The organism is Arthrobacter sp. EpRS71 (assembly GCF_001512285.1).
GTDB lineage: Bacteria > Actinomycetota > Actinomycetes > Actinomycetales > Micrococcaceae > Arthrobacter.
On sequence record NZ_LNUV01000006.1, the window covers coordinates 445583 to 466584 of the forward strand.

Annotated in this window: 20 protein-coding genes and 1 pseudogene; 12 read left to right on the forward strand and 9 right to left on the reverse strand. The window is 61.5% G+C overall.

Annotated elements, in window-relative coordinates:
- The 4 genes from AR689_RS12285 to AR689_RS12300 are packed head-to-tail and all read right to left on the reverse strand — an operon-like array spanning window position 1 to window position 4646.
- The gene (locus AR689_RS12285) at window positions 1-903 is read right to left on the reverse strand and encodes a carbohydrate ABC transporter permease (protein WP_062070524.1); all 903 of its coding nucleotides are present in this window, start codon (window positions 901-903) and stop codon (window positions 1-3) included.
- On the reverse strand, window positions 900-1781 hold the full coding sequence (locus AR689_RS12290; protein WP_062070526.1) for a carbohydrate ABC transporter permease: 882 nt from the start codon (window positions 1779-1781) through the stop codon (window positions 900-902). Before AR689_RS12290 ends, AR689_RS12285 begins: the two co-directional genes overlap by 4 nt.
- A gap of 46 nt (window positions 1782-1827) precedes the next feature.
- Window positions 1828-3165: an ABC transporter substrate-binding protein gene (locus AR689_RS12295; RefSeq protein WP_062070528.1), complete on the reverse strand. Its 1338-nt coding sequence runs from the start codon at window positions 3163-3165 to the stop codon at window positions 1828-1830.
- Between the two features lie 44 nt (window positions 3166-3209).
- The gene (locus tag AR689_RS12300; protein ID WP_062070530.1) at window positions 3210-4646 is read right to left on the reverse strand and encodes a glycoside hydrolase family protein; all 1437 of its coding nucleotides are present in this window, start codon (window positions 4644-4646) and stop codon (window positions 3210-3212) included.
- A 216-nt stretch (window positions 4647-4862) separates the two neighbouring features.
- Here AR689_RS12300 and AR689_RS12305 point away from each other — a divergent pair, with 216 nt between their 5' ends.
- From AR689_RS12305 to AR689_RS12315, 3 genes are all read left to right on the forward strand, one after another.
- Entirely contained in the window at window positions 4863-6422 is a 1560-nt protein-coding gene (locus tag AR689_RS12305; protein WP_062070532.1) for a glycoside hydrolase family 32 protein, read from the forward strand.
- Window positions 6423-6610: 188 nt separating this feature from the next.
- Window positions 6611-7213 carry a dihydrofolate reductase family protein gene (locus AR689_RS12310; protein WP_231745508.1) on the forward strand — a complete coding sequence of 201 codons (603 nt, stop codon included), beginning with the start codon at window positions 6611-6613 and terminating at the stop codon, window positions 7211-7213.
- Between the two features lie 126 nt (window positions 7214-7339).
- Window positions 7340-9004, forward strand: a complete 1665-nt coding sequence (locus AR689_RS12315) for a RecQ family ATP-dependent DNA helicase (RefSeq protein WP_197412870.1) — start codon at window positions 7340-7342, stop codon at window positions 9002-9004.
- 34 nt (window positions 9005-9038) lie between these two features.
- Here the strand turns inward: AR689_RS12315 and AR689_RS12320 are convergent, their stop codons facing one another.
- Both AR689_RS12320 and AR689_RS12325 read right to left on the reverse strand, forming a co-directional pair.
- A complete protein-coding gene (locus AR689_RS12320) occupies window positions 9039-9950 on the reverse strand; it encodes an NAD(P)H-hydrate dehydratase (RefSeq protein WP_062070538.1) in 912 nt (303 codons plus the stop codon).
- Window positions 9934-10710, reverse strand: coding sequence for a histidine phosphatase family protein (locus AR689_RS12325; RefSeq protein WP_062070540.1), 777 nt, complete (start codon window positions 10708-10710; stop codon window positions 9934-9936). The genes AR689_RS12320 and AR689_RS12325 overlap by 17 nt, the downstream gene beginning before the upstream one ends.
- Window positions 10711-10843: 133 nt before the next feature.
- Here AR689_RS12325 and AR689_RS12330 point away from each other — a divergent pair, with 133 nt between their 5' ends.
- Entirely contained in the window at window positions 10844-12121 is a 1278-nt protein-coding gene (locus AR689_RS12330) for an NAD(P)/FAD-dependent oxidoreductase (protein ID WP_062070542.1), read from the forward strand.
- Between the two features lie 230 nt (window positions 12122-12351).
- Window positions 12352-12813 carry a GatB/YqeY domain-containing protein gene (locus AR689_RS12335; protein ID WP_062070544.1) on the forward strand — a complete coding sequence of 154 codons (462 nt, stop codon included), beginning with the start codon at window positions 12352-12354 and terminating at the stop codon, window positions 12811-12813.
- A gap of 4 nt (window positions 12814-12817) precedes the next feature.
- Here the strand turns inward: AR689_RS12335 and AR689_RS22745 are convergent.
- From AR689_RS22745 to AR689_RS12340, 3 genes and pseudogenes are all read right to left on the reverse strand, one after another.
- Window positions 12818-13024: pseudogene (locus AR689_RS22745) on the reverse strand (DUF72 domain-containing protein); the annotation flags it as partial.
- 82 nt (window positions 13025-13106) lie between these two features.
- Window positions 13107-13325 carry a hypothetical protein gene (locus AR689_RS22750; protein WP_082697945.1) on the reverse strand — a complete coding sequence of 73 codons (219 nt, stop codon included), beginning with the start codon at window positions 13323-13325 and terminating at the stop codon, window positions 13107-13109.
- A gap of 117 nt (window positions 13326-13442) precedes the next feature.
- Window positions 13443-13901 carry a MarR family winged helix-turn-helix transcriptional regulator gene (locus AR689_RS12340; protein WP_062070546.1) on the reverse strand — a complete coding sequence of 153 codons (459 nt, stop codon included), beginning with the start codon at window positions 13899-13901 and terminating at the stop codon, window positions 13443-13445.
- A gap of 139 nt (window positions 13902-14040) precedes the next feature.
- Between AR689_RS12340 and AR689_RS12345 the strand changes: the two genes are divergently transcribed.
- From AR689_RS12345 to AR689_RS12375, 7 genes are read left to right on the forward strand one after another with little or no spacing between them, the layout of a single operon-like run.
- Window positions 14041-14985, forward strand: a complete 945-nt coding sequence (locus AR689_RS12345; RefSeq protein ID WP_062070548.1) for an SDR family NAD(P)-dependent oxidoreductase — start codon at window positions 14041-14043, stop codon at window positions 14983-14985.
- A gap of 2 nt (window positions 14986-14987) precedes the next feature.
- Entirely contained in the window at window positions 14988-15878 is an 891-nt protein-coding gene (locus AR689_RS12350; protein WP_062070550.1) for an amidohydrolase family protein, read from the forward strand.
- Window position 15879: 1 nt separating this feature from the next.
- Window positions 15880-17115, forward strand: a complete 1236-nt coding sequence (locus AR689_RS12355) for an acyl-CoA dehydrogenase family protein (protein WP_062070552.1) — start codon at window positions 15880-15882, stop codon at window positions 17113-17115.
- Between the two features lie 31 nt (window positions 17116-17146).
- The gene (locus AR689_RS12360; protein WP_024819759.1) at window positions 17147-17602 is read left to right on the forward strand and encodes a MaoC family dehydratase; all 456 of its coding nucleotides are present in this window, start codon (window positions 17147-17149) and stop codon (window positions 17600-17602) included.
- A gap of 41 nt (window positions 17603-17643) precedes the next feature.
- Window positions 17644-18969 (forward strand): MFS transporter, encoded by a 1326-nt coding sequence (locus AR689_RS12365; RefSeq protein ID WP_062070554.1) that lies wholly within the window; start codon window positions 17644-17646, stop codon window positions 18967-18969.
- A gap of 12 nt (window positions 18970-18981) precedes the next feature.
- Window positions 18982-20532 (forward strand): o-succinylbenzoate--CoA ligase, encoded by a 1551-nt coding sequence (menE, locus tag AR689_RS12370; RefSeq protein ID WP_062070556.1) that lies wholly within the window; start codon window positions 18982-18984, stop codon window positions 20530-20532.
- On the forward strand, window positions 20529-20999 hold the full coding sequence (locus tag AR689_RS12375; protein ID WP_062070557.1) for a DUF3237 domain-containing protein: 471 nt from the start codon (window positions 20529-20531) through the stop codon (window positions 20997-20999). The genes menE and AR689_RS12375 overlap by 4 nt, the downstream gene beginning before the upstream one ends.
- Window positions 21000-21002: the final 3 nt, after the last annotated feature.

Consider the following 21002-nt stretch of genomic DNA (forward strand, 5'->3'; position numbering starts at 1 on the left):
TCATCCCTTGCTCGCCCCGCTTTCCAGACCTTGGATCATGGCCTTGTTCAGGACGAGGAAGACCAGGAGTAAGGGAGTGATGGTCACGCACACCGCAGCAAACGTGGCGGTCCAATCCACCTTTCCCATGGCGCCGATGTAATTTTGCAGACCCAGTGGGATGGTCTTCAGGTCCTCGGACAGGACAAAGGTGTTGGCGAAGATGAAGTCGTTCCAAATGAAGATGCTGTTCACCAGCACAACAGTGACCACGGTGTTGAGTGAGAGCGGCAGGGTGATCAGACCAAAAATCCTGTAGGGTCCGGCGCCATCCAGGGATGCGGCTTCGTAGGTTTCACGCGGAATGTATTCGAAGAAGGAGGAGAACAGGTAGATGGACATGGGCAGGGCGAAACCAGCCAGGGGGATAATCATGGACTGATAGGTGTCCAGCAGGTTCACGGCGGAGTAGTCGATGAACAGCGGGACCAACGCGATCTGAACCGGAACAATGATCCCGATCAGGAACAGGGCACGGACGAAGCGGCTCAGCCGGAATCCCAGAACCTGAATGGCGTAGGCGGCCATCATGCCGAACAACACAATGAGGATGTTGGCGCCCATAGTGACAATGAAACTGTTCAGGATGTTCCGGCCCAAGTCGCCTGTTTCAAAGGCCCTCGCGTAGTTTTCCCACGTCAACGAACTGGGAAGTGCGAACGGATCACCGGTTGCGAAGTCCTGTTCTGTCCGGAGGCTGGTCAGGAACAGCCAGGCGAGCGGGTAGACCTGAACGATCACGATGAGCATGATCAGGACCCGCGAGAGTGTCCGGTACAGGCTCGGCTTTCGCCGGCGTCGTTGAGGAACCGGCGAGGGTGGAGCTGACGCGCGCGGGGTAGACGGGGCTGTCTGGGTGATCATGAATCTGCCTTCCGCTTGAGCATGAACAAGATGAGGCCGACGGCGACGAGGCACTTGATCACGATGAAGACGGAGATGGTACTTGCGTAGCCGAAGTCCGTACTGGTGAAGGCTGTCTTGTACATGTAGGTGGTGAGCAGCTCGGAGGACTGCCCGGGGCCACCGTTGGTCATGAGGTACGGGATATCGAAACCGCGCAGGCCGTAGGTGGTGGCCATGATGGTGGTGGTGATCCACACGGGCCGTATATAGGGGAACCGGATCTTGGTGAAGAGTGTCCACTTCGAGGCGCCGTCCAGCACCGCCGCTTCTTCCAGTTCCTTGGGCACGGCGATCAAAGCCGCGTAAATAATGAGCATGTAAAGCCCCGTGAACCGCCAGCCTTCAGGGGCGGACACGGCGGCCAGCACGGTGTTCACATCGGAGAGCCAAGCACGTTCAAGGGAACCCAAGCCAACCCAGTGCAGCAGCTGATTCAACAGGCCAACCGGGTCAATGGAGTAGATGCGGACAAAGAGGAAAGCAATCGCGACGGTGGAGATCACTGCCGGCAGCAAGTACAGGGTCTTGATGAGTTCCCGTCCCCGACGCAGTGATGTGAGCAGGCTGGCTACAACCAGTGCTCCGCCAAGCTGCAGCACCAGGCAGATGGCCAGGTAGAGGAGCGCGTTGAAGAAGGACCGCCAGAAAATATCGTCCGCGGTGAGCATCCGGACGTAGTTTTGGAGCCCAACGAACTCCATCTCGCTAATGCCGTTCCAGGAGAAGAAGCTCAGGAACAGTGACTGAAGAATCGGGAAGAGTACGGCTGCGCAGTAGAGCAGCAGTGGTGGAAGCAGGAAGACCAGGACTGAGGTCCTTGACCTGTTGGGTAGCATGGTGGGCCTTTCGGGCGGGGGCCTTGGGAGCCCCCGCCGCTTCGGTTTACTTGAAGAACTTGGGAGCGTTCTGCTTGATGGCGTCGTCCATGGTTTTGGTGAACTGTTCGGGCGAGATGTTGCCTTGGACCAGCAGGACGAGTTCTTGTTGCAGCCGGCCGTTGGTGGTGGGGTCCAGCTGGGTATCCCACGGCATGGCTTGCTTGTCCCCAAGCGTGGCGGCCGTTTCCAGGGCCTTCTTGTACAGCGGAGTCGCGTTGTCCGGGATGGCTGTTTGCACGTTGGTGGTGGGGGAGAGGGCTCCGGTGGCGGCGTACTCAGCCGGGTATTTCGCCAAGGCGAACTTCAGGAAGTCGCTGACCAACGGATCGTAGGTCTTGGAGTTTACGGCCATGCCGATGCCGGACGGCGAGACGAACTCGTTGGCAGAGGTCGCCGAACCTTCGGTGGTGGGCAAGGTGAAGAAATCGATGTCGTCCCGGACGTCGGGGTTGAGCTTGTCCGTGGCGAGGCTCGGAAGTTCCCAGGTGCCGATGTTGTACATGGCGGCTTGGCCCGAGGTGAACTGGTTCTGCGCATCCGAGTAGCCCTGGGCGGAGAAGCCTTCTTGGAAGCACTTGGCCTTGCCGAGGTCGGCCATCCAGTTCACGGTCTTCTGACCGGCCTCGTCCGTAAATGATGCCTCGCCCTTCTTCAGCTTCTGGACGAAGTCCGGTCCGGCTTCACGGAACGGCTGGTACGCGACGTAGCGTTCCAGCGGCCACTGGTCCTGCCCGTCGATGGCGATCGGAGTGATGCCTGCGTTTCGCAGTGCAGTGCACATGGCGGGTATGTCATCGAGGGATTTCGGCACGGAAACCCCGGCCTTTTCGAACAGTGCCTTGTTGTACCAGATGAATTCGAGTTCGAACTGGAACGGAATCATGTACAGGGAGCCGTCGTCGAAGCGCTGGTAGTCCAGTGCGCCGGGCCGGTAGTCGTCGTAGACGTCCAGTGATTTCAGGAGCTTGTCGGCGTCCACCATTTTTCCTTGCTTGGCAAGTTCCTGAGCGAAGGGGGTGGCATCCGTGTCGAACAATTCCGGCAGCTTGTTGGCTGCTGCCAGGGTTTCGAGTTTTTGAATGTAGGAGGGGCGGTCCGGGGTGGTGATGAGGTTCAGTGCGAAGCCCGGGTGGTCCTTGGCGTAATCGTCCGCGAGCTTTTTCATGATGTTGATGACAGCTCCGTCGGCGGGCCTGGAGAGCAGCCATGATATTTCGCGGGGTTTGATCTCCCCGGTGGGGCTGACATTGGAGGGGTCGGAGGCGGTTCCTCCACCGCCACAGGCGGCCAATGCCAAGGCAGTGACGGCTGCCACGGCGGCAGCTCGGAGTAGTTTCTTCATCGAGGCAATCTCCCTTGATTGGAACAGAGGTTGGGGTGGGGTATTCAGTTGTCGGTACGCTGGCGTATCTCAAGTTCGGTAAGCGTCGCGGTTCCTTCTCCGGCGAAGACGCCGATCCGGCCGGTTGTGAAGTCGTAGATTCTGGCGCTGAGCGCCACCTGATGGTCGACGACGGCGACGCAAGTGTCGCCGTCGACGATGACCTCAAGGGTGTGCCCGCCAGGGGTGAGGTTGCAGGGGCGCTCAAGTTCGACGTCGAACGGCACGTCCCCGGAGACGTGCCACTGTGCCTCGCCGGTGATCGCTCGCGGCCAGCGGTCGAAGACGAGCCGGCCACGTTTGGGTTCCAGACGCAGGACGTAAGAATGGTCGCCGTCGTGGTTTGAGCGGAGCAGCAAGCCGCACTCGGTGGTGTTCGGGGCGATGTCCAGCACTGCCTTGGCGTAAAACTGCCGCGGCAACTCCTCGTCCGACACCAACGCCGTGTACCCGTCCGGCACCTCGAGCCGGGCCGGCAAGGCACCGTTCAGCGAAACCGGGACGTCTTCCCAGAAGCTCTCCACCAGCTCCTCCGCGAAGGAGAATCCCAGCGTTCCGTCCGGATTTTGGCGGGCTTCCAGAACGGACATGGTTCCAGCCCACTGCCAGGGACCGTGATCGGTATTGCCTTCCTTACTGGCAATCCATCCGAAGAAGAAGCGCCGCCCGTCGCGTTCTGCCGTCTTTGACGCGTAGAAGGCACGGCCGTCAATGCTGTCCAAAGCAGGCACACTCCACGGGCCGTCGGGGCTCTTGGCCATGCGGTAGCGGGTGGTGAACGATTCCGAGAACTCGGAGTACACCATGTACCACCAGTCGCCCCATTGGAAAACGTCCGGGCATTCGTGCGTGATGTAGCGGCGCGGATCCCAGAACGGTTCGGTGTGCTGCCAGGTTGTCAGGTCCGGGGATACGCATTGTGCAATCACGCCGCGGCGACGTTCGGGCCCGGTGGAGTGCCTTGCAGCGAGAAGCATCCTCCACTGGTTCTTGCTGTCATCCCGGAACACGAAGGGATCGCGCCAATCACCGGATTCATAGCCGTCCGGCGCGCCGAAGGTGTGTTCGGGGTGCTTGCGCCAGGTCCGCATGCCGTCCGTACTGGTGGCATGCATGACCAATTGCAGCGGCGCCCCGTCTGGACCGACGTTGCGGGGGTTCTGACCGGTGTAGAACAGGTGATGGACGCCGGAATCATCCGTGACGATGCTGCCTGTGTAGGCGTTGAAGTCCAGCTCCGTTTCGCTGCCGTGGTGCAGCGAAACGCCGTGGTCCTCAAACTGGGTGAGGTCTTTGGTGGTGACCAGATTCCATGAGGTGCCCGGTTTAGGGTCTGAGCGGTCTTCGTGAAGGTAGAAGAGCCAGAACTCCCCGTCCTTCTCGAAGGGGATGAGGTCTCCAACCCAGCCGTCGGCTGGTTGGAAGAAGACTGAGCGTTTCATCTGCGCTGATGTCCATTCTGCTAAAGCGTTTGATCACTCGTAAGTTAGCGTGGATATGCAGCGTGTTCAAGCGTTTTAGCAAAATTCTTTTTCCCTTGCTAAAACGCTTGACCAGCCTGACTCGCTGCCGCTAATGTCCTGCGTAGCTTCGGCTTCCCCCACCCGCTGCATGACGTTTGGCGCGCTGTTGCCCCAAACGATGAGAGGAACGAATCAATGACGAATCACATTTCTCGACGCACCGCCTTGCAAGGCGCCGGAGTTGGCGCCATCGCGCTGTTCCTGAGCAATGCCGTACCTGCAGCTGCGCACGCCCAGGCATCGCTTCGGGCCATCTACCACATGACTCCACCCTCGGGCTGGCTCTGTGATCCGCAGCGTCCGGTCCATACCAATGGCGCCTACCAGCTCTACTATCTCCATTCCGGTCAGAACAATGGTCCGGGCGGCTGGGATCACGCAACCACAACTGACGGCGTCTCCTTCACCCACAACGGTGTGGCGATCCCCCTGCAGCCCGACTTCCCGGTGTGGTCGGGATCGGCCGTGGTGGACTCGGCGAATACGGCTGGTTTCGGTGCCGGGGCGGTAGTCGCGCTGGCAACTCAGCCGACTGGCGGCGTGCGAAAGTTCCAGGAGCAATACCTCTATTGGTCTACCGACGGCGGCTACACGTTCTCCGCGCTTCCTGACCCGGTGATCGTGAATACCGACGGACGAACTGCAACCACCCAATCTGAGGTTGACAACGCAGAATGGTTCCGCGACCCGAAGATCCACTGGGACGTTGTACGCAATGAGTGGGTGTGCGTGATCGGACGGGCACGCTATGCGGCGTTTTACACCTCAACGAACCTGCGGGATTGGAGTTGGAAATCGAACTTCGACTACCCGAACCATGCCTTGGGCGGAATCGAGTGCCCGGATCTGTTCGAAATGACGGCCGGAGACGGCACCCGGCATTGGGTGTTCGGAGCGAGCATGGACGCTTACAGCATTGATCTGCCAATGACCTTTGCCTATTGGACGGGCACTTGGAACGGCACAGCCTTCATTGCCGATGACCTCACGCCGCAGTGGCTCGACTGGGGATGGGACTGGTATGCCGCCGTGACGTGGCCGTCTGTTGAAGCACCCGAAACCAAGCGCCTGGCCATCGCTTGGATGAACAACTGGAAGTATGCTGCCCGCGACGTACCCACAGATGCTTCTGATGGCTACAACGGGCAAAAATCCATCACGCGTGAACTACGGTTGGAGCGCCAATCGGGAGGCTGGTACAGCTTGATCAGCTCCCCGGTTGAGGCGCTGCAGGGTTACGTTACCGCCACCACCACCCTGCCTGACCACACGGTTAACGGCAGCGTCGTACTGCCCTGGAGTGGCCGCGCCTACGAGCTTGAGCTCGATATTTCATGGAACGTGGCCACGAACGTCGGGGTATCTGTTGGCCGTTCCCCTGACGGCTTCCGCCATACCAATATTGGCAAGTACGGTGACGAGTTATACGTGGACCGCGCGCCGTCAGACCAAGGAGGGTATTCGCTGGTGCCCTACACGCGGGCCGCTGCGCCTATAGATGCCAACGCGCAGTCCGTCCATCTGCGCATCTTCGTGGACAAGCAGAGCGTGGAGGTGTTTGTGAACTCCGGGCACACTGTGATTTCGCAGCAGGTTCACTTCGCCGATGGCGATGCCGGGCTCTCGCTCTATTCGGACGGGGGCGCCGCGAACTTTACCGGAATCACCATTCGGGAATTTGGCAGTCCTCTGTAGCCGGCCGTGCCGGGGCTAAGCGCTGTGCGGCCGGGTGTGGTGCGCCGAGCGGACCCTCAATGAGGAAGGCCGAAACCGGTGGACGGCGCGAGGCTCACCCCGCGGGTGGCGGGGGCGGTGTCGTTGGGTGGTGTTCTTGACAAGCCGGGTGGGGTCACCACACTGATTTCATGTACAGGAACAGCCGTGTGTCAGCTCAGTTTTCCATGTCCCTCGACGGATTCATCGCGCGGGATGACGACGGAATCGGTCCGCTGTTCGACTGGTATGAGGCCGGATCCGTGGAAACCTGGATGCCAGGCCACCCCGTGCCGTTTCACCTCAGCGAAGCAGATGCCGCCTATTGGAAATCACTCCCTCGGGAAGGGGCGTTCATTTCCGGCCGGCGGATTTTCGATATGACAAAGGGGTGGGGAGGTCACCCGCCCAACGAGTCACCAACAGTTGTTCTGACACATCGCGAACCCCCGTCGGATTGGCCACCGGTCCGGCGGGATGGTCAGCGGGTCCCGTTCGAATTCGTCGGGGACCTGGATTCGGCCTTGGAACGTGCCGCCCACCTCGCGGCGGGTAAGGAGATCGGTGTTGCCGGCGCGGACGTGGCACAGCAGTGCCTGCGCTTGGGAGTGGTGGACGAACTCCGGGTTGACTTGGTCCCTGTACTGCTCGGACGCGGAATTCGCTGGTTCGCGGACCTTGACGCGGATATCCTGCTGGACGATCCCGTGATCTTGCCAGGAACCCGCGTCACCCACCTGATCTATCAGGTGAGCCGCCGGGACCCGCGCTAACGTCACCAATCCGGGTTATCCACAACCAGGCAAACGGCGTACGACGGCGGGGCCTCGCCCGCGTTAGGCTGGTCACCTCGGCTGATGCAAGTGGCCGCAGGAACCACAACGCGGAGCCACATCTTCATGTCCGATGACCTTGCCCTGACCGCCCTGGCGGCCACTTCTTTTTCCTTGCCTGAGCTGCGCGACGGCCAACTCGCCGGCATGACTGCCCTCGTTCAAGGGCGTGATGTCCTCGCTGTCATGCCGACCGGGTACGGAAAATCCGCTACCTATCAAGTCGCAGCACTGCACCTTCACAACACAACGGGCCGAGCCGCCGTCGTGGTTTCTCCCCTCATTGCCTTACAAGAAGACCAAATGGACGGGCTGACCGAGGACTTAGGCGAGGGCGCCGCCGTCGTCATCAATTCTTCCCGTAGTGATTCAGAGGTGGAGGCCGCCTGGCTGGCAGTCGAATCCGGCAAGGCGAGTTTCCTGTTCCTCGCCCCTGAACAATTGGCCAAGCAGGAAACCGTGGAACGAATCGCCAGGCTGCACATCACACTGTTCGTGGTGGATGAGGCCCACTGCGTATCCTCTTGGGGTCATGACTTCCGCCCGGACTACCTCGAGCTGGGTAGCGTCCGCGAGCGCCTGGGCAACCCGCCGGTCATAGCCTTGACCGCTACTGCGTCCCCGCCGGTGCGCGACGAGATTGTCACACGGCTCGGTATGACGGAGCCGCTGGTCCTGGTTCGTGGTTTTGATCGCCCGAACATCAGCCTCGATGTTGTGCGGCATCAGGAGGATAGAGGCAAGCGGAAAGCCGTTGTGGAGCAGGTTGTGGCACTTGCCAAGGCCGAGGGGCTGGGCCTGCTGTACGCCGCTACTCGAAAGGACACCGAGAAGTACGCTGCCAAGCTCACAGAGCAAGGTCTGCGTGCCGAGGCTTACCACGCGGGCCGCTCTGACGCAGACCGGGAAAGTATCTTTGAGCGGTTTCAGGACGATCAAGTGGACGCCGTGGTTGCCACTACAGCTTTTGGGATGGGCATCGACAAGCCCAATGTCCGGTTCGTGGTGCATGCGGACATTCCAGAGTCCCTGGACTCCTACTACCAGGAGATCGGCCGGGCGGGCCGCGATGGCCGGGCGGCGTCCGCGATTCTGCATTATCGCGCCGAGGACCTTGGCCTGCGCAAGTTTTTCGCCACCCAGTCTCCGGATGCTGCGGACCTCGCAGCCGTACTGAAAGTCGTCAAGAACGCCGGCGCGCCTGCTCCGAAGACCGCTTTGGTGGAGCTCACCGGATTCCCTGCCCGCCGGGTCACAGCGTTGGTGAATCAGTTGGAGGAAGCCGGCGCCGTGACCACGGGTAAACGCGGCGCGCGGCTCAGTTCCAAGGCCAAGCTGACCACTTTGGTGGACCGCGCAGTGGAACTGGCTGAGGCCCGGCAACGCGTGGACCACTCCCGGCTCACCATGATGCGTGGCTACGCGGAGACGGATGCTTGCCGTCGTCAGTTCCTGCTGGGCTACTTCGGGGAAGACCTTCCGGAGCCCTGTGGCAACTGTGATGCTTGCGAGGAAACGCCCGACGCCGCCGGGTCGGGTCGCGTCGGCCAGCCCGCTTCAGCTGCGGAGAATCAGTTCCCCTTGCAGTCCACCGTGATCCACAAAGAGTGGGGTCCCGGCTTGGTGATGCGCCACGAGGACGATGTCCTGACTGTTCTGTTCGAACAGGAGGGCTACAAGACCCTGTCCCGTACTGCCGTCGTCGAGCATGAATTGCTCAAGCCGGCTTAACTGCGGGCCGGTTCCACCCGGCAGCCTGGTCGTATCAGGTATTGAGCTCCAGCATGAGGGCGGGCAGTTGGTCGGCGAGTTCCCGGGCCAGGAACCCCAAGGGCCCTAGCTTGCTGGCCAGTCGGTCTGCTGCCGCCGCGTGAAGATGGGTGCCCCAGCACGCAGCTTGGGCGTCGCTGGTGCCGCGCGCCCGGAGCCCGGCTATAGCGCCCGCCAAAACATCGCCGCTTCCAGATGTGCCCAGTCCGCCGTGGCCGGTGGTGATCTTCCACAGCCGGGACTCCGCGGAGTTCGCGGGCGATGGCCCCGCAATGAATCCCTGGCAGCTCACCACAGCATCGAAGCGTTCTGCGATGTCCAGCACGGCACCTCCCAGATCCTCCACGTCGCGGCCCAGCAGAATACCTGCTTCCGTCGGATTGGGGGTGAGGATCAGCCTGCCCCGCCACGGCGCCACCTCATCTTCCATCTTCACCAGCCCGGCCAAAGCAAAAGCATCAAGTACGACGGCGGGACCTCCTTTGGTTCCGGATTCCTCCTGCTCCAGCAGCGCCCGCAGCAGAGACTCGGTCAGCTCAAGATCATCCAGGCCCGGCCCCACCAGGATGGCGTCGGCACGCTCCACGTAGGAGGAGATGCGGTGGAGTCCTTCGCCGGTCACGGAACCGTCGGCGTTCTCGGGCAGTCCGATAGAGCCGCACTCCGGCAGCGCGACTCCTACCTGCGCTGCTACGGATTCGGCAACAGCCAGGGTGATTTTCCCGGCTCCTGCGCGGAGTGCTGACGTCCCCGCCAGCAACGCCGCGCCAGGGGTCGAACGTGCTCCACCGATGACCAGCACGGCACCGCGCGAGTACTTGTCGTCTCCGGGAGCCGGCAATGGCCAGTCACGCAGAAGGGATGGTGTAACCAGTGTGGGGGAGGTGGAATCACTGTGGGTGGACACTTGCGTCTCCTGCGTGCTCGGTGATGGTGACACCCTGCTCTGTGAGGTGGTCCGCTACGTTGAAGCTTTCCAATTCCCAAGGCCCCGCGCCGGTAGGCCGCACGTACCGGGTGATGGATGCATTCAGCACTGACGTGGTGGCTGCGAGGTCAAGGACTTCCTGCTCGGACATGCCCTCAAGAACGTACCGGACCAGCAGGATGACGGCGTCGTGGCAGACCAGCATCACCCGGTGACCTGTACCCAAGGTGTTGAGCTCATCCAGGATTGAGCGGAGGCGGAGCGCCACATCGGCCCACGATTCACCGCCCGGCGGCCGGTAGTACAGCTTGCCCAGCCAGAGCCGTCTCTCGGCCTCGTCTGGATATCGGGTCTCTACGCCCAGGCTCGTCAGCCGATCCAAGATGCCTAGTTCCCGGTCCCGGAGTCTTTCATCGGTGAGCACCTTGACCGGCCAGCCGGCCGTCTCGACAGCGATTTCCGCGGTCTGCCGTGCCCTGGCGTAGGGGGAGGAGACCACGGCGTCCGGTCTTAGCTCTTCAGCAATCCGGGCGAGTGCCGTGCCCAGGGCCTTCGCCTGGTCCTGCCCGGTGCTCGACAAATTCACGTCAGCGTCCCTGGCCGGAACGTCAATGACTTCGGCCCCCGCCAAGCGTGCCTCGGTTGCGGCCACGTTGCCTTCGCTCTCGCCGTGCCGGATCAGGAGCAACTCCACGGCTCCCGCTTCCTGCACTGCGTCCGTCAGCCCGTCCTCGTTCACAAGATCACCCTTCCGCGTGCGTTGCCGAATGCAGAACACTACCCACTGCGTACCCAGAGGAGAAGAACATAAACGCTCGACGGCGGGTCACGGGCCTCTGTTGTCCGGACGTGGAGTGAAGTAAGTTGCTCGCATGGAGGACTCATACCCAGTCATCATTGTCGGTGCCGGATTCGCTGGTGTAGCAACAGCGAAGGAGTTGGGGCGCAAGGGTGTCCGTGTCTTGCTGATCGACGCGAATAATTATCATCAGTTTCAGCCGCTCCTTTATCAAGTGGCTACCTCGCAAATTGGGGTTTCGGCCATTGCCCGGCCACTGCGTTCCGTTTTCCGGCGCTACAAGACGGTGAAGGTTCTGACGTCGAAAGTGGATTTTGTTGACGCCGCCGAGCGAGTGGTCAGGACTACTGATGGCCGCGTCTTCCACGCCGAAATCCTGGTCATCGCGGTGGGTGCGGTACCGAACTTCTTCAACACGCCCGGCGCCGAGGAGTATGCTTTCCCGCTGTATTCCGTCACGGATGCCACGAAGCTGGGGACCGGCCTCACCCGGTTGTTGGACCAGGCCGACAGAAACCCCGACGGGTCCGTGGATGTAGTGGTGGTGGGCGGCGGACCCACCGGAGTTGAAACGGCCGGGGCAATGGCCGAGAACGTCAAATACGTGGTGAGCAAGTACTTCTCGCCGGAACTCGCGGCACGCTGCAGGGTTCATTTGGTGGACATGGTGCCCACAGTCCTGAACATGTTTTCCAAGAAGTCGCAGAGCTACGCCACCGATCATTTGAAGAAGGTGGGCGTCCAACTCCACATGGGAGTGGGCGTGACCGAGGTCCGGCCGGACGGAGTGACTTTGGCGGATGGGAACTCCGTACCAGGGCAAATTGTCGTGTGGGCCGGTGGACTGAAGGCGGGCGACCTCATCGCCGGCTCGGGCCTCACCCAGGGGAGAGGCGGACGAATCGATGTCCGCACCGACCTCACCGCCCCTGACGCGGACGGCGTCTACGTCATCGGAGATGCAGCCAACATCACGGACTCAACGGGGGCAAAACTGCCGCAGCTGGGATCGGTGGCTCAGCAAGCTGGAAAGTGGGCGGCCAAGAACGTCCTTGCGGACCTCAGCGGCGGCAACCGCACGCCCTTCCGCTACGTGGACAAAGGCTACATGGCGATGGTGGGGCGCGGAGCTGCGGTAGCAGAACTGGGCCGCAAGCGGCTCCAGCTCCAGGGCATCCTTGCCTTCCTGTCCTGGCTGTTGGTGCACCTTGCTCTGTTGTCCGGCCTCCAACAGAAGATCCGCGCCTTGTTCTCTTGGCTCAACGGGTACCTTCTCCACAGCCCCGCGCAAGTAGTAGTCAGCGGGCCCACTGAGAAGGAAACAACGGAGCAGGATCCGCCCAGCACTTGAGTCTCGGCCGAGGTGTTACTCGCCACGGAGTCCTGAACGTGGACACTGCTGGCGGCGACCTGGATCTGGGTTGATACCAGAATGAAGGAACCGACCACGGAGGCAACGAGCACTAGTGCGGCGAGGACGCGCCATAGGAAATGCCCAACCACCCGCGGCTCGGCTCCGCGAAACATCCCCCATGCACTCATTCTGGGAAGATAACAGGAGGAACCCAAACAAGGAGCATCATGACACTCAAAGAACGCCTCAAAGCGGACGTCGTTGACCACATGAAAGCAGGCAACAAGGTTGCCTTGACCACTGTGCGCAACGTGCTGGGTGAGATCACCACCCGTGAGAAGTCAGGCAAGACGCCGGTGGAGCTCGACGACGTGCAGGTCACCTCGCTGCTTCAGAAGGAAGCCGCAAAGCGTCGGGATACGGCTCGGATCTACACCGAGGCGGGCGAGGCAGATCGGGCCGCAGCCGAGGTGGCGGAGGCCGAAATCATCGAGGCCTACCTGCCGAAAGCCCTCACTCGGGAAGAAGTGGAAGCAATCGTTGACGATGCCATCAAGGCTCTGAAGGCTGATGGCCAGGAGTTGTCCATGCGTTCCATCGGAGCCGTCATGAAGCCAGTCACCGCCAAGGTTGCTGGCCGTTTTGATGGCAAGACTGTCAGCGAGATCGTCCGGGGTCGCCTGGCATAGAGAGTCAACTGACCCCAAGCAGCCACCGCAAAGTGTCAGCGTTGCGCACGGCGTTACCACCGCCGTCGTTGTTGAAGTAGACGTATACGTCCTTGCCGTGGACGTCCCACTCACGAATCCGGTCCGCCCACCATCCCAGATCATCACCGGAGTATGGGCCGCCGTAGAGGTGCTCATGGTCCGGGCCGTGCAGTCGAACGTCCAGAAATGGTGGAAGAAATCATCTTGAAAAGTCGACTACTCGTCTGGATACTACCCAACCTGCGCAGCGACTTACGGGCACTGAGGGTTAGCTAGTGTCTGCCTGAGGTCCGCGCCATCAAAGCCTGGAGGTCTTCGGCAACCTTCGCTACCTCTCGCTGCCGGGAGGTGCGTGCAGGCTTGGATCCATGTGTGGCTTGGCGAGCCGGCCTGTTGTTAGTGCGGCTTTGGCGGTGGACTTGAGGATCGCGAGCAGGTGCGTCTACGGTGACGGCGCCCTGCAGGGGATCGTGGAAAAGAGGGAAGCTCATAGTTTCCGATCCTGACAGAAGCGTCCGGATGCCGGTATGGACAGGTGCATACGTGAGCGGGGCTCTGCTGTGCAGATGTCCATCGGGCGGCCTCAGTCCGGGCCGCCGGCACTCAGCCTAACCCCACAAGGCTTTCTTGAGCAGCGCTCTGAGCTGCGCGTTCTCGTCTTCAGTCAGTGTGGCCAGTTGCGTCCGCTCACACTCTTCGAGTCCGGCCCTTGCTTTGTTGTGGATCCGGCGGCCCTCAGCGGTGGAGACGATGATCTTGGCCCGGCGGTCCTGCTTGCCTTGGGCTCGTTTGACCAGTCCGCGGTGCTCGAGGTCGTCGACCAGGCTGACCACCTGGCTGGGATCCAGGCTGAGGAAATCGGCCAGTTCGCGTTGGGTGGGTTCCAACCCGCTGCAGGCGAGTGTCAGCACTGAGAATGACCGCTCGCGGAGGCCGTAGTCGGCCAGTGCTTTGTTGTTCAGGAGCGAACCTGTGGCGTGCAGTTTGGCCAGCAACAGGCCCACATCGCTGCCGATTTTTGCTGCGGCCAGGCGCGGGGTTTCCACTTCGGTGCTTTGCGGGCCCATGACAACTCCAATAGTAATGAAAAACAATCGTTGACTTTTTCAATGATCCGTATTCTCATTGATCATGACAAGGATCTCACGATGCAGTGGGATCGGCCTCACCGGCTCAGGCCGGTTACTGCATGCGAAGGAGCACGCCATGAGCTTGAACGGCAAGGTTGCAATCGTCACCGGGAGTGGACAGGGTCTTGGACTCGCTTACGCGAGGGAGCTCGCCCGCCAGGGTGCCGCCGTCGTTATTAACGACGTGAACGCTCAGACCGCTGCGGACGCTGTTGCGCTGATCGAGGCCGACGGCGGACGCGCCACCTCTGTGGTGGTTCCGGTGGGCACCACTGACGCCGCGAAGGCCCTGGTTGCAGGTGCTGTGGAAGCTTTCGGTCGTCTGGACATCCTGGTCACGAACGCCGGCATCCTGCGCGACAAGAGCCTGCTGAAGATGACCGACGAGGACTTTGACCTGGTCATCAACGTGCACCTGAAAGGGACGTTCACTTGCGTCCGGGAGGCGTTCGCGTACTTCAAGGAGAACGGCATTGCCGGCCGGATCATCACCATTGGTTCGCCCACCGGTCAGCGTGGCAACTTCGGGCAGACTAATTACGCCGCTGCCAAGGCCGGGATCGTAGGCATGGTCCGAACCTGGGCTCTGGAGATGAAGAAGGCCGGCGTGACGGTTAACTCCGTGATTCCGGTGGCCGCCACGGCGATGACCAAGACGGTCCCTTACTTCCAGAAGGCCGTAGAGGCCGATGAGCGTGGCGAGGCAATGCCGTCGTTCTTCCGTCACGACCTCGGTTTTGGAACGGCCGACGACGTCGCCGGGCTGATTGCGTTCCTCGCCTCTGATGAGGCTGCTGAAATTACCGGCCAGGCGATCGGTGCCGGTGGTGACCGGTTGCAGGTTTGGACACACCCGACGGCGGCGAGCACCGAATACCGCGAAGGGGGCTGGAGCTACAAGGCACTGCAAGAGAACGCCGGCACGCTCTTCGGCCAGGAAAACCTGCAGAGTTACGGCGAGGAATTCCTGCCGCTGCCCGAGGAACTGCAGCCCGAACCGGCCAAGGCTGAGGCCCGCTGATCATGGCCACCCGTTACGAACCTGGCATCGATGCGGCTGCCTTGGATGCGATCGACATGCACGTCCACCTCGAAGTAGACAGCTGCGGCCACGGATCGCTCCCTGATGCGCTCACGGAGGCCTCGGCGAAGTACTTCAAAGCCGAGGACCGCACGCCATCGCTGGACAGGATCGCCGAGGTGTACCGCGAACTGAACATGGCCGCCGTCGTGTTCACTGTTGACGCCCGCACCCAGCTCAAGCACGAGCCCAACAGCATCCCGGAACTCATCGAGGGCGCTGCCCGGAACAATGATGTGCTGATTCCGTTCGGCAGTGTTGACCCGCGGACGGGGGAGGACGCGATCGCCGGGGCAAAACATCAGGCTGTTGAGCTCGGTGCCCGCGGTTTCAAGTTCCACCCGTCGCTGCAAGGATTTGATCCGTCCAACGAGACGTTTTATCCACTGTGGGAAACCCTCCAGGAACTGGGGCTTCCCTGCATTTTCCACACCGGTCAAAACGGCATGGGGGCAGGTCTCCCCGGCGGGTACGGGATCAAGCTCGCCTTCTCCAATCCGCTCCTGCTGGATGCTGTGGCGGCAGATTTCCCGGGCCTGAAGATCATCATGGCCCACCCGTCGGTGCCATGGCAGGACGAGGCGAACTCGATCGCGACGCACAAGTCCAACGTTTTCATCGACCTCTCTGGCTGGTCACCAAAGTACTTCCCGGAATCCTTGATTCGACTGTCCAATTCAGTGCTGCAGGACAAGGTCCTGTTCGGCACCGACTTCCCGCTGATCACCCCGCAGAAGTGGCTGGGTGCGTTCGCTGACCTGCCGCTGAAGGACGAGGTTCGGCCGAGGATCCTGAAGGACAACGCCGTCCGGCTGCTTGGTTTGGGTGGCTGAGATGACCGCAACGGCTACCACTAAGACCAGCCAGGAACAGCGGCTGTATTCCGTGGCGGATTGGTACGACGCCGAGGCGCTGCTGAGCACTGCCGAACGCCAGGTACTTGGCCGGCTGCGGGACTTCCTCGACGCCGAAGCCAAGCCCTTGTTGGCCGAGTACTGGGAGAAGGGGGAGTTCCCCGAGCAACTGGCCCGGCCGTTGATTGACCTGGATCTGATGGAACCGGCCCACCTCACTGTTGAGGCCCCTGCGCGGGGGATTTACCACGGCTTCCGGATCTTCGAACTGGCTCGTACTGATGCATCTTTGGCCACTTGGTACACCGCCCAGGCGGGGTTGTTCCGGACAGCCATCCGGGTGGGCGCGTCCGAAGAGCAGCAGAAGGAATGGATGCCCAAAGTCATCGACTTCTCCCTCAAGGGCGTCTTCTCCTTGACCGAACCCGAGCACGGCTCGGACATCGCAGGCGGTTTGTCCACCACCGCCCGTTACGAAGAAGATCCCGACGGCGGCACGGGCTCCGGTGCTTGGGTTCTGGACGGTGCCAAACGGTGGATCGGAGGCGCGGCCACAGCCGACGTCCTGTGCGTATTCGCCCGCGATGTCGCCGACGGGCAGGTCAAAGCGTTCCTCGTTGACCGCACCGCTCCCGAGGTGTCCCTGGAGAAGATCCAGGGTAAAACTTCACTGCGGATGATGCAGAACGCCCACATCACCCTGAACAATGTCAGGGTTCCCGAAGCCATGCGCCTGCACAACGTGAACTCCTTCAAGGACGTGGCCGCTATGCTCCGGGCGATGCGCTCGGACGTTGCCTGGATCGCCGCCGGAATCCAGGCCGGGGCGTTCGAAGCTGCGCTGGCTTATGTGAAGGAGCGTCAGCAGTTCGGCAGGTCCTTGGGCTCGTTCCAACTGGTCCAGGAGAAGCTGGCCCGCATGCTCGGCAACGTCACCGCTTCGCTTTCACTCGTTGTCCGGCTGACCGAGCAGCAGGGCTGGGGCATCTACCGGGATCAGGACTCGGCCCTGGCCAAGATGCAGACGTCCCTGATGATGCGCGAAACCGTTGCCCTCGCCCGCGAAGTGGTGGGCGGCAACGGCATCACCCTCGCCTCCGACGTCGCGCGTTTCCATGCCGACGCGGAAGCCGTGTACTCCTACGAAGGCACCCACGAGATCAACGCACTGATCGTGGGCCGCGCCCTCACCGGTGCCAGTGCTTTCACCCACTAAATCTCTACAAACAACAACACAGGAGGCAAAGATGCCCAATCTCGTCGTCGATTTCGACACCCTGCTCACCATGTCCGGCAAGGACCTCGGCACCACCGACTACCGCGAAATCACCCAGCAGCAGATCAACCTGTTCGCCGATGCCACGGACGACCAGCAGTGGATCCACACCGACCCCGAACGCGCCAAGGACGGTCCCTTCGGCGCTCCGATCGCGCACGGTTTCCTCACCCTGTCCCTGATCATCCCGTTCTGGGGCGAACTCTTCGACGTGGAAGGCGTGACCACCAAGGTTAATTACGGCCTGGACAAAGTCCGCTTCACCTCACCAGTCAAGGTCGGCTCCAAAGTCCGGATGAACGGCAGCATCGCCGAAGTCACCGAGGTCAAGGGCGGCGCCCAGATCAAGGTCAACGCCACCATCGAGATCGAAGGCCAGGAACGCCCCGCCGTCGTGGCCGAATTCCTCGCCCGCTTCTACAAATAACCCGCTAAGACCCACCCTCCCTCCTCTCCCAAGGAACAGCCATGTCAGGACACACTGCGCTCGCACCGTCGAGCACGGCCGCCAAGCGCAAAGAAGCGCGCACGGTCATCATGTCCAGCTATCTGGGCAGCACCATCGAGTTCTACGACTTCCTGCTATATGCAACAGCCGCAGCAGTTGCCTTCCCCAAAGTGTTCTTCGCCGGCACTGACGAGTGGGTGGGCGTCGTTGCCGCCTATGCCACGTTCGCTGCCGGATATGTTGCCCGGCCTTTGGGCGGCATCATCTTCGGGCACTTCGGTGACCGCATCGGCCGCAAGGGCATGCTGATTGTGTCCATGGCCATGATGGGTATTGCCTCAACGCTGATTGGCCTGATTCCTGGAGCCAACGTCATTGGTCCTTGGGGTGCGGTACTCCTGGTGGTCTTGCGTGTTTTCCAGGGAATCGCTGTGGGCGGTGAATGGGGCGGGGCCGCGCTCATGGCCTTGGAGCATTCGGATCCCAAACGGCGCGGGTTTGCGGCGTCGTTCGTCAACGCCGGTGCCCCGACGGGCGCAGTACTCGGCACCGTGGTCATGGGCATCTTTTCCGCCCTTCCCCAAGACGCATTCCTGGCGTGGGGATGGCGTGTGCCGTTCCTGTTGTCCTTCGTGCTTTTGATCGTGGGCATGTTCGTGAGGTTGCGGGTTTCGGAAAGCCCGATCTTCGCCGAGGCCGTTGCCAAGGAAAGCGCCCAAGGCACTAAGCGCAAGATCCCGTTGCTGGAAGTATTGAAGCGTCCCAAGGCCCTCATCATGATCATGTTTGCCGGTGCCGCCGGCTTCGGCCTCCAGGTAGTGCTGCCCACGTTCTCCGTCACCTACGCGGTGTCCAAAGGTGCACCACAACAGGGCGTGCTCTATGCCTTCGCTGGCGCCTCGGCCATCTCCATCCTGTTCGTGCTTCTGGGCGGCAGGCTCTCGGATCGCTTTGGTCGCCGTCCGGTCATGGTCACCGGCCTGGCATTGTTCATCCTGTACCTGTTCCCAATGTTTGGGATGCTCAGTTCCGGCAACATCGCTTTGGTTTTCCTGGCCTTCACAGTGGCGCTGGTTCTGCATTCGTCCCTTTACGGTCCGCTTGCAGCGTTCGTTTCCGAGCAATTCGGCACCACTAACCGCTACACCGGCGCGGCCGTCGGCTACCAACTGGCAACACTGATAGGCGCGGGCTTCACCCCCGGCATTGTGGCGGGCCTGTATAAGGATGCCGGCCAGAGCATCGTCCCCGTCGTGGTGTTCCTTTCCATCATGTCGCTGGTATCGATTGTCTTCATCCTGCTGACGCGGGAGTCTAAGAACAACGACCTCTCTACGGTCAGTTAGGAGTACGGCACCATGGACAACAACGGAGTTGGATCCTGGCTGCACCGCCGCCGTGCCAAATCGGGGCCTAAGACGGCACTCATTTCGGGCAGCCATACGTTGAGCTACGCCGAACTCGCAGACCGGAGCGACCGTTTGGCCACAGCCCTTAAGGACAGGGGAGTGGCCAAGGGGGACAGGGTGGCTTACCTCGGTGAGAATCACCCGTCCTTTGTGGAGACGTTCTTCGCATGCGGGTTGCTCGGGGCGATGTTCGTCCCGCTCAACACCCGGCTGACCGCTCCTGAGCTTCGGTTTCAACTGCAGGACTCGGGCGCGCGCGTGCTCATCAGCGCTGCATCCTTGGAGTCCGTAGCCGCCGGATCCTGCACGGACACCGGCGTGACACACCGTCTTGTGGTGGCGCCCGACGACGTCACTGAAGGTTCGGCTCTCAAGCTGCCATCCGGCGTCGAACACTATGGTGAGGTGCTTGACGCTGCAACGGCGACCCCGCTGGATGAAGCGGTGACGTTGGAAGACGGCGCCATGATCCTCTACACATCCGGCACCACAGGTAAACCCAAAGGTGCCTTGCTGACACACGGCAACATCACCTGGAACTGCTTCAACACGGTGGTGGATATGGACCTGAACCGCAACGATGTGGCGCTCATGATCTCGCCGCTGTTCCACGTGGCGTCCCTTGATATGGGTCTGCTTCCCATGCTGCTGAAGGGTGCCACCGTGGTGCTTGAAGCCAAGTTCGACGCCGGCCGGGTACTGGAGCTGGTGGGGCAGCACAAAATCACCACACTCAACGGCGTCCCCACCACCTTCCAGATGCTCTGCGACCATCCCGGATGGTCGACGGCGGACCTTAGCTCCCTGGACAAGCTCACCTGCGGCGGTTCCGCTGTTCCTGGCAGGGTTTTAGAAGCCTATGAGCGGCGCGGCATAGGTTTCACCAGCTGCTATGGCATGACGGAGACCGCGCCCGGTGCCACCATGTTGCCGGTATCGAGGTCCAAGGAAAAGGCTGGTTCTGCAGGACTGCCCCACTTCTTCACGGATGTGCGGATCGCCGATCCGCTGGGCGGCATCGCCGCCCTTGGCGAGGTGGGGGAGATTCAAATCTCCGGCCCCAACGTCATCAAGGAGTACTGGAACCGGCCCGAAGCCACCGCTGAGAGTTATTCCGAGTCGTCCTGGTTCCGCTCCGGCGACATGGGCTACCAAGATGCGGAAGGCTTCCTGTTCGTTTCGGACCGCATCAAGGACATGATCATTTCCGGGGGCGAGAACATCTACCCGGCCGAGGTGGAAGCTGCCATTGCGGAGCTATCCGCTGTGGGGAGTGTGGCCGTGATCGGTGTTGATGACCCGAAATGGGGAGAAGTGCCCCGGGCGATCGTCACCTTGCGTGAGGGCGAATCCCTCACTGAGGAGCAACTGCGCTCGCATCTAGAGGGTCGGCTGGCACGGTACAAAATCCCCAAGTCCGTGGTGTTCGTTGAGGAGATGCCCCGAACCGCCAGCGGGAAGATCCGGAAAATGGACCTCCGAAAGCACTACGCCCAGTGACGCTCTGTCCGGAGCCGCCGGCATTAACGTTCCTCGCCACCTTCAGCGTGGAGGTCGGCGAGCCCATTGATGTGGGGCCAACACCGGAGGGGCACCGGCGGATCATTCCCATTATTGGTGGGACGGTATCCGGGCCACAGTTCCAAGGGCGCGTAGTGCCAGCCGGTGCGGACTACCAGATTCTCCGGAACGCCGAGCTGACCGAGTTGGACGCCAGATACGCGGTGGAGCTCGAAGGGGGAGCCGTGGTGTACGTGCACAACGCGGCTCTCCGCTTCGGCGCCGCGAAAGATATCGCCAGGTTGAATAGGGGAGAAGACGTAGACCCCGCCCTGATCTATTTCCGGTGCAGTCCGCGTTTTTCAACTGCTTCGCCCGAGTTGGCTTGGCTTAATCACACCATCATGGTGGGAACAGGACGGCGAAGGCCCGGTTCCGTGGAAATCGACGTGTTTGCCGTTGGTTAGCCC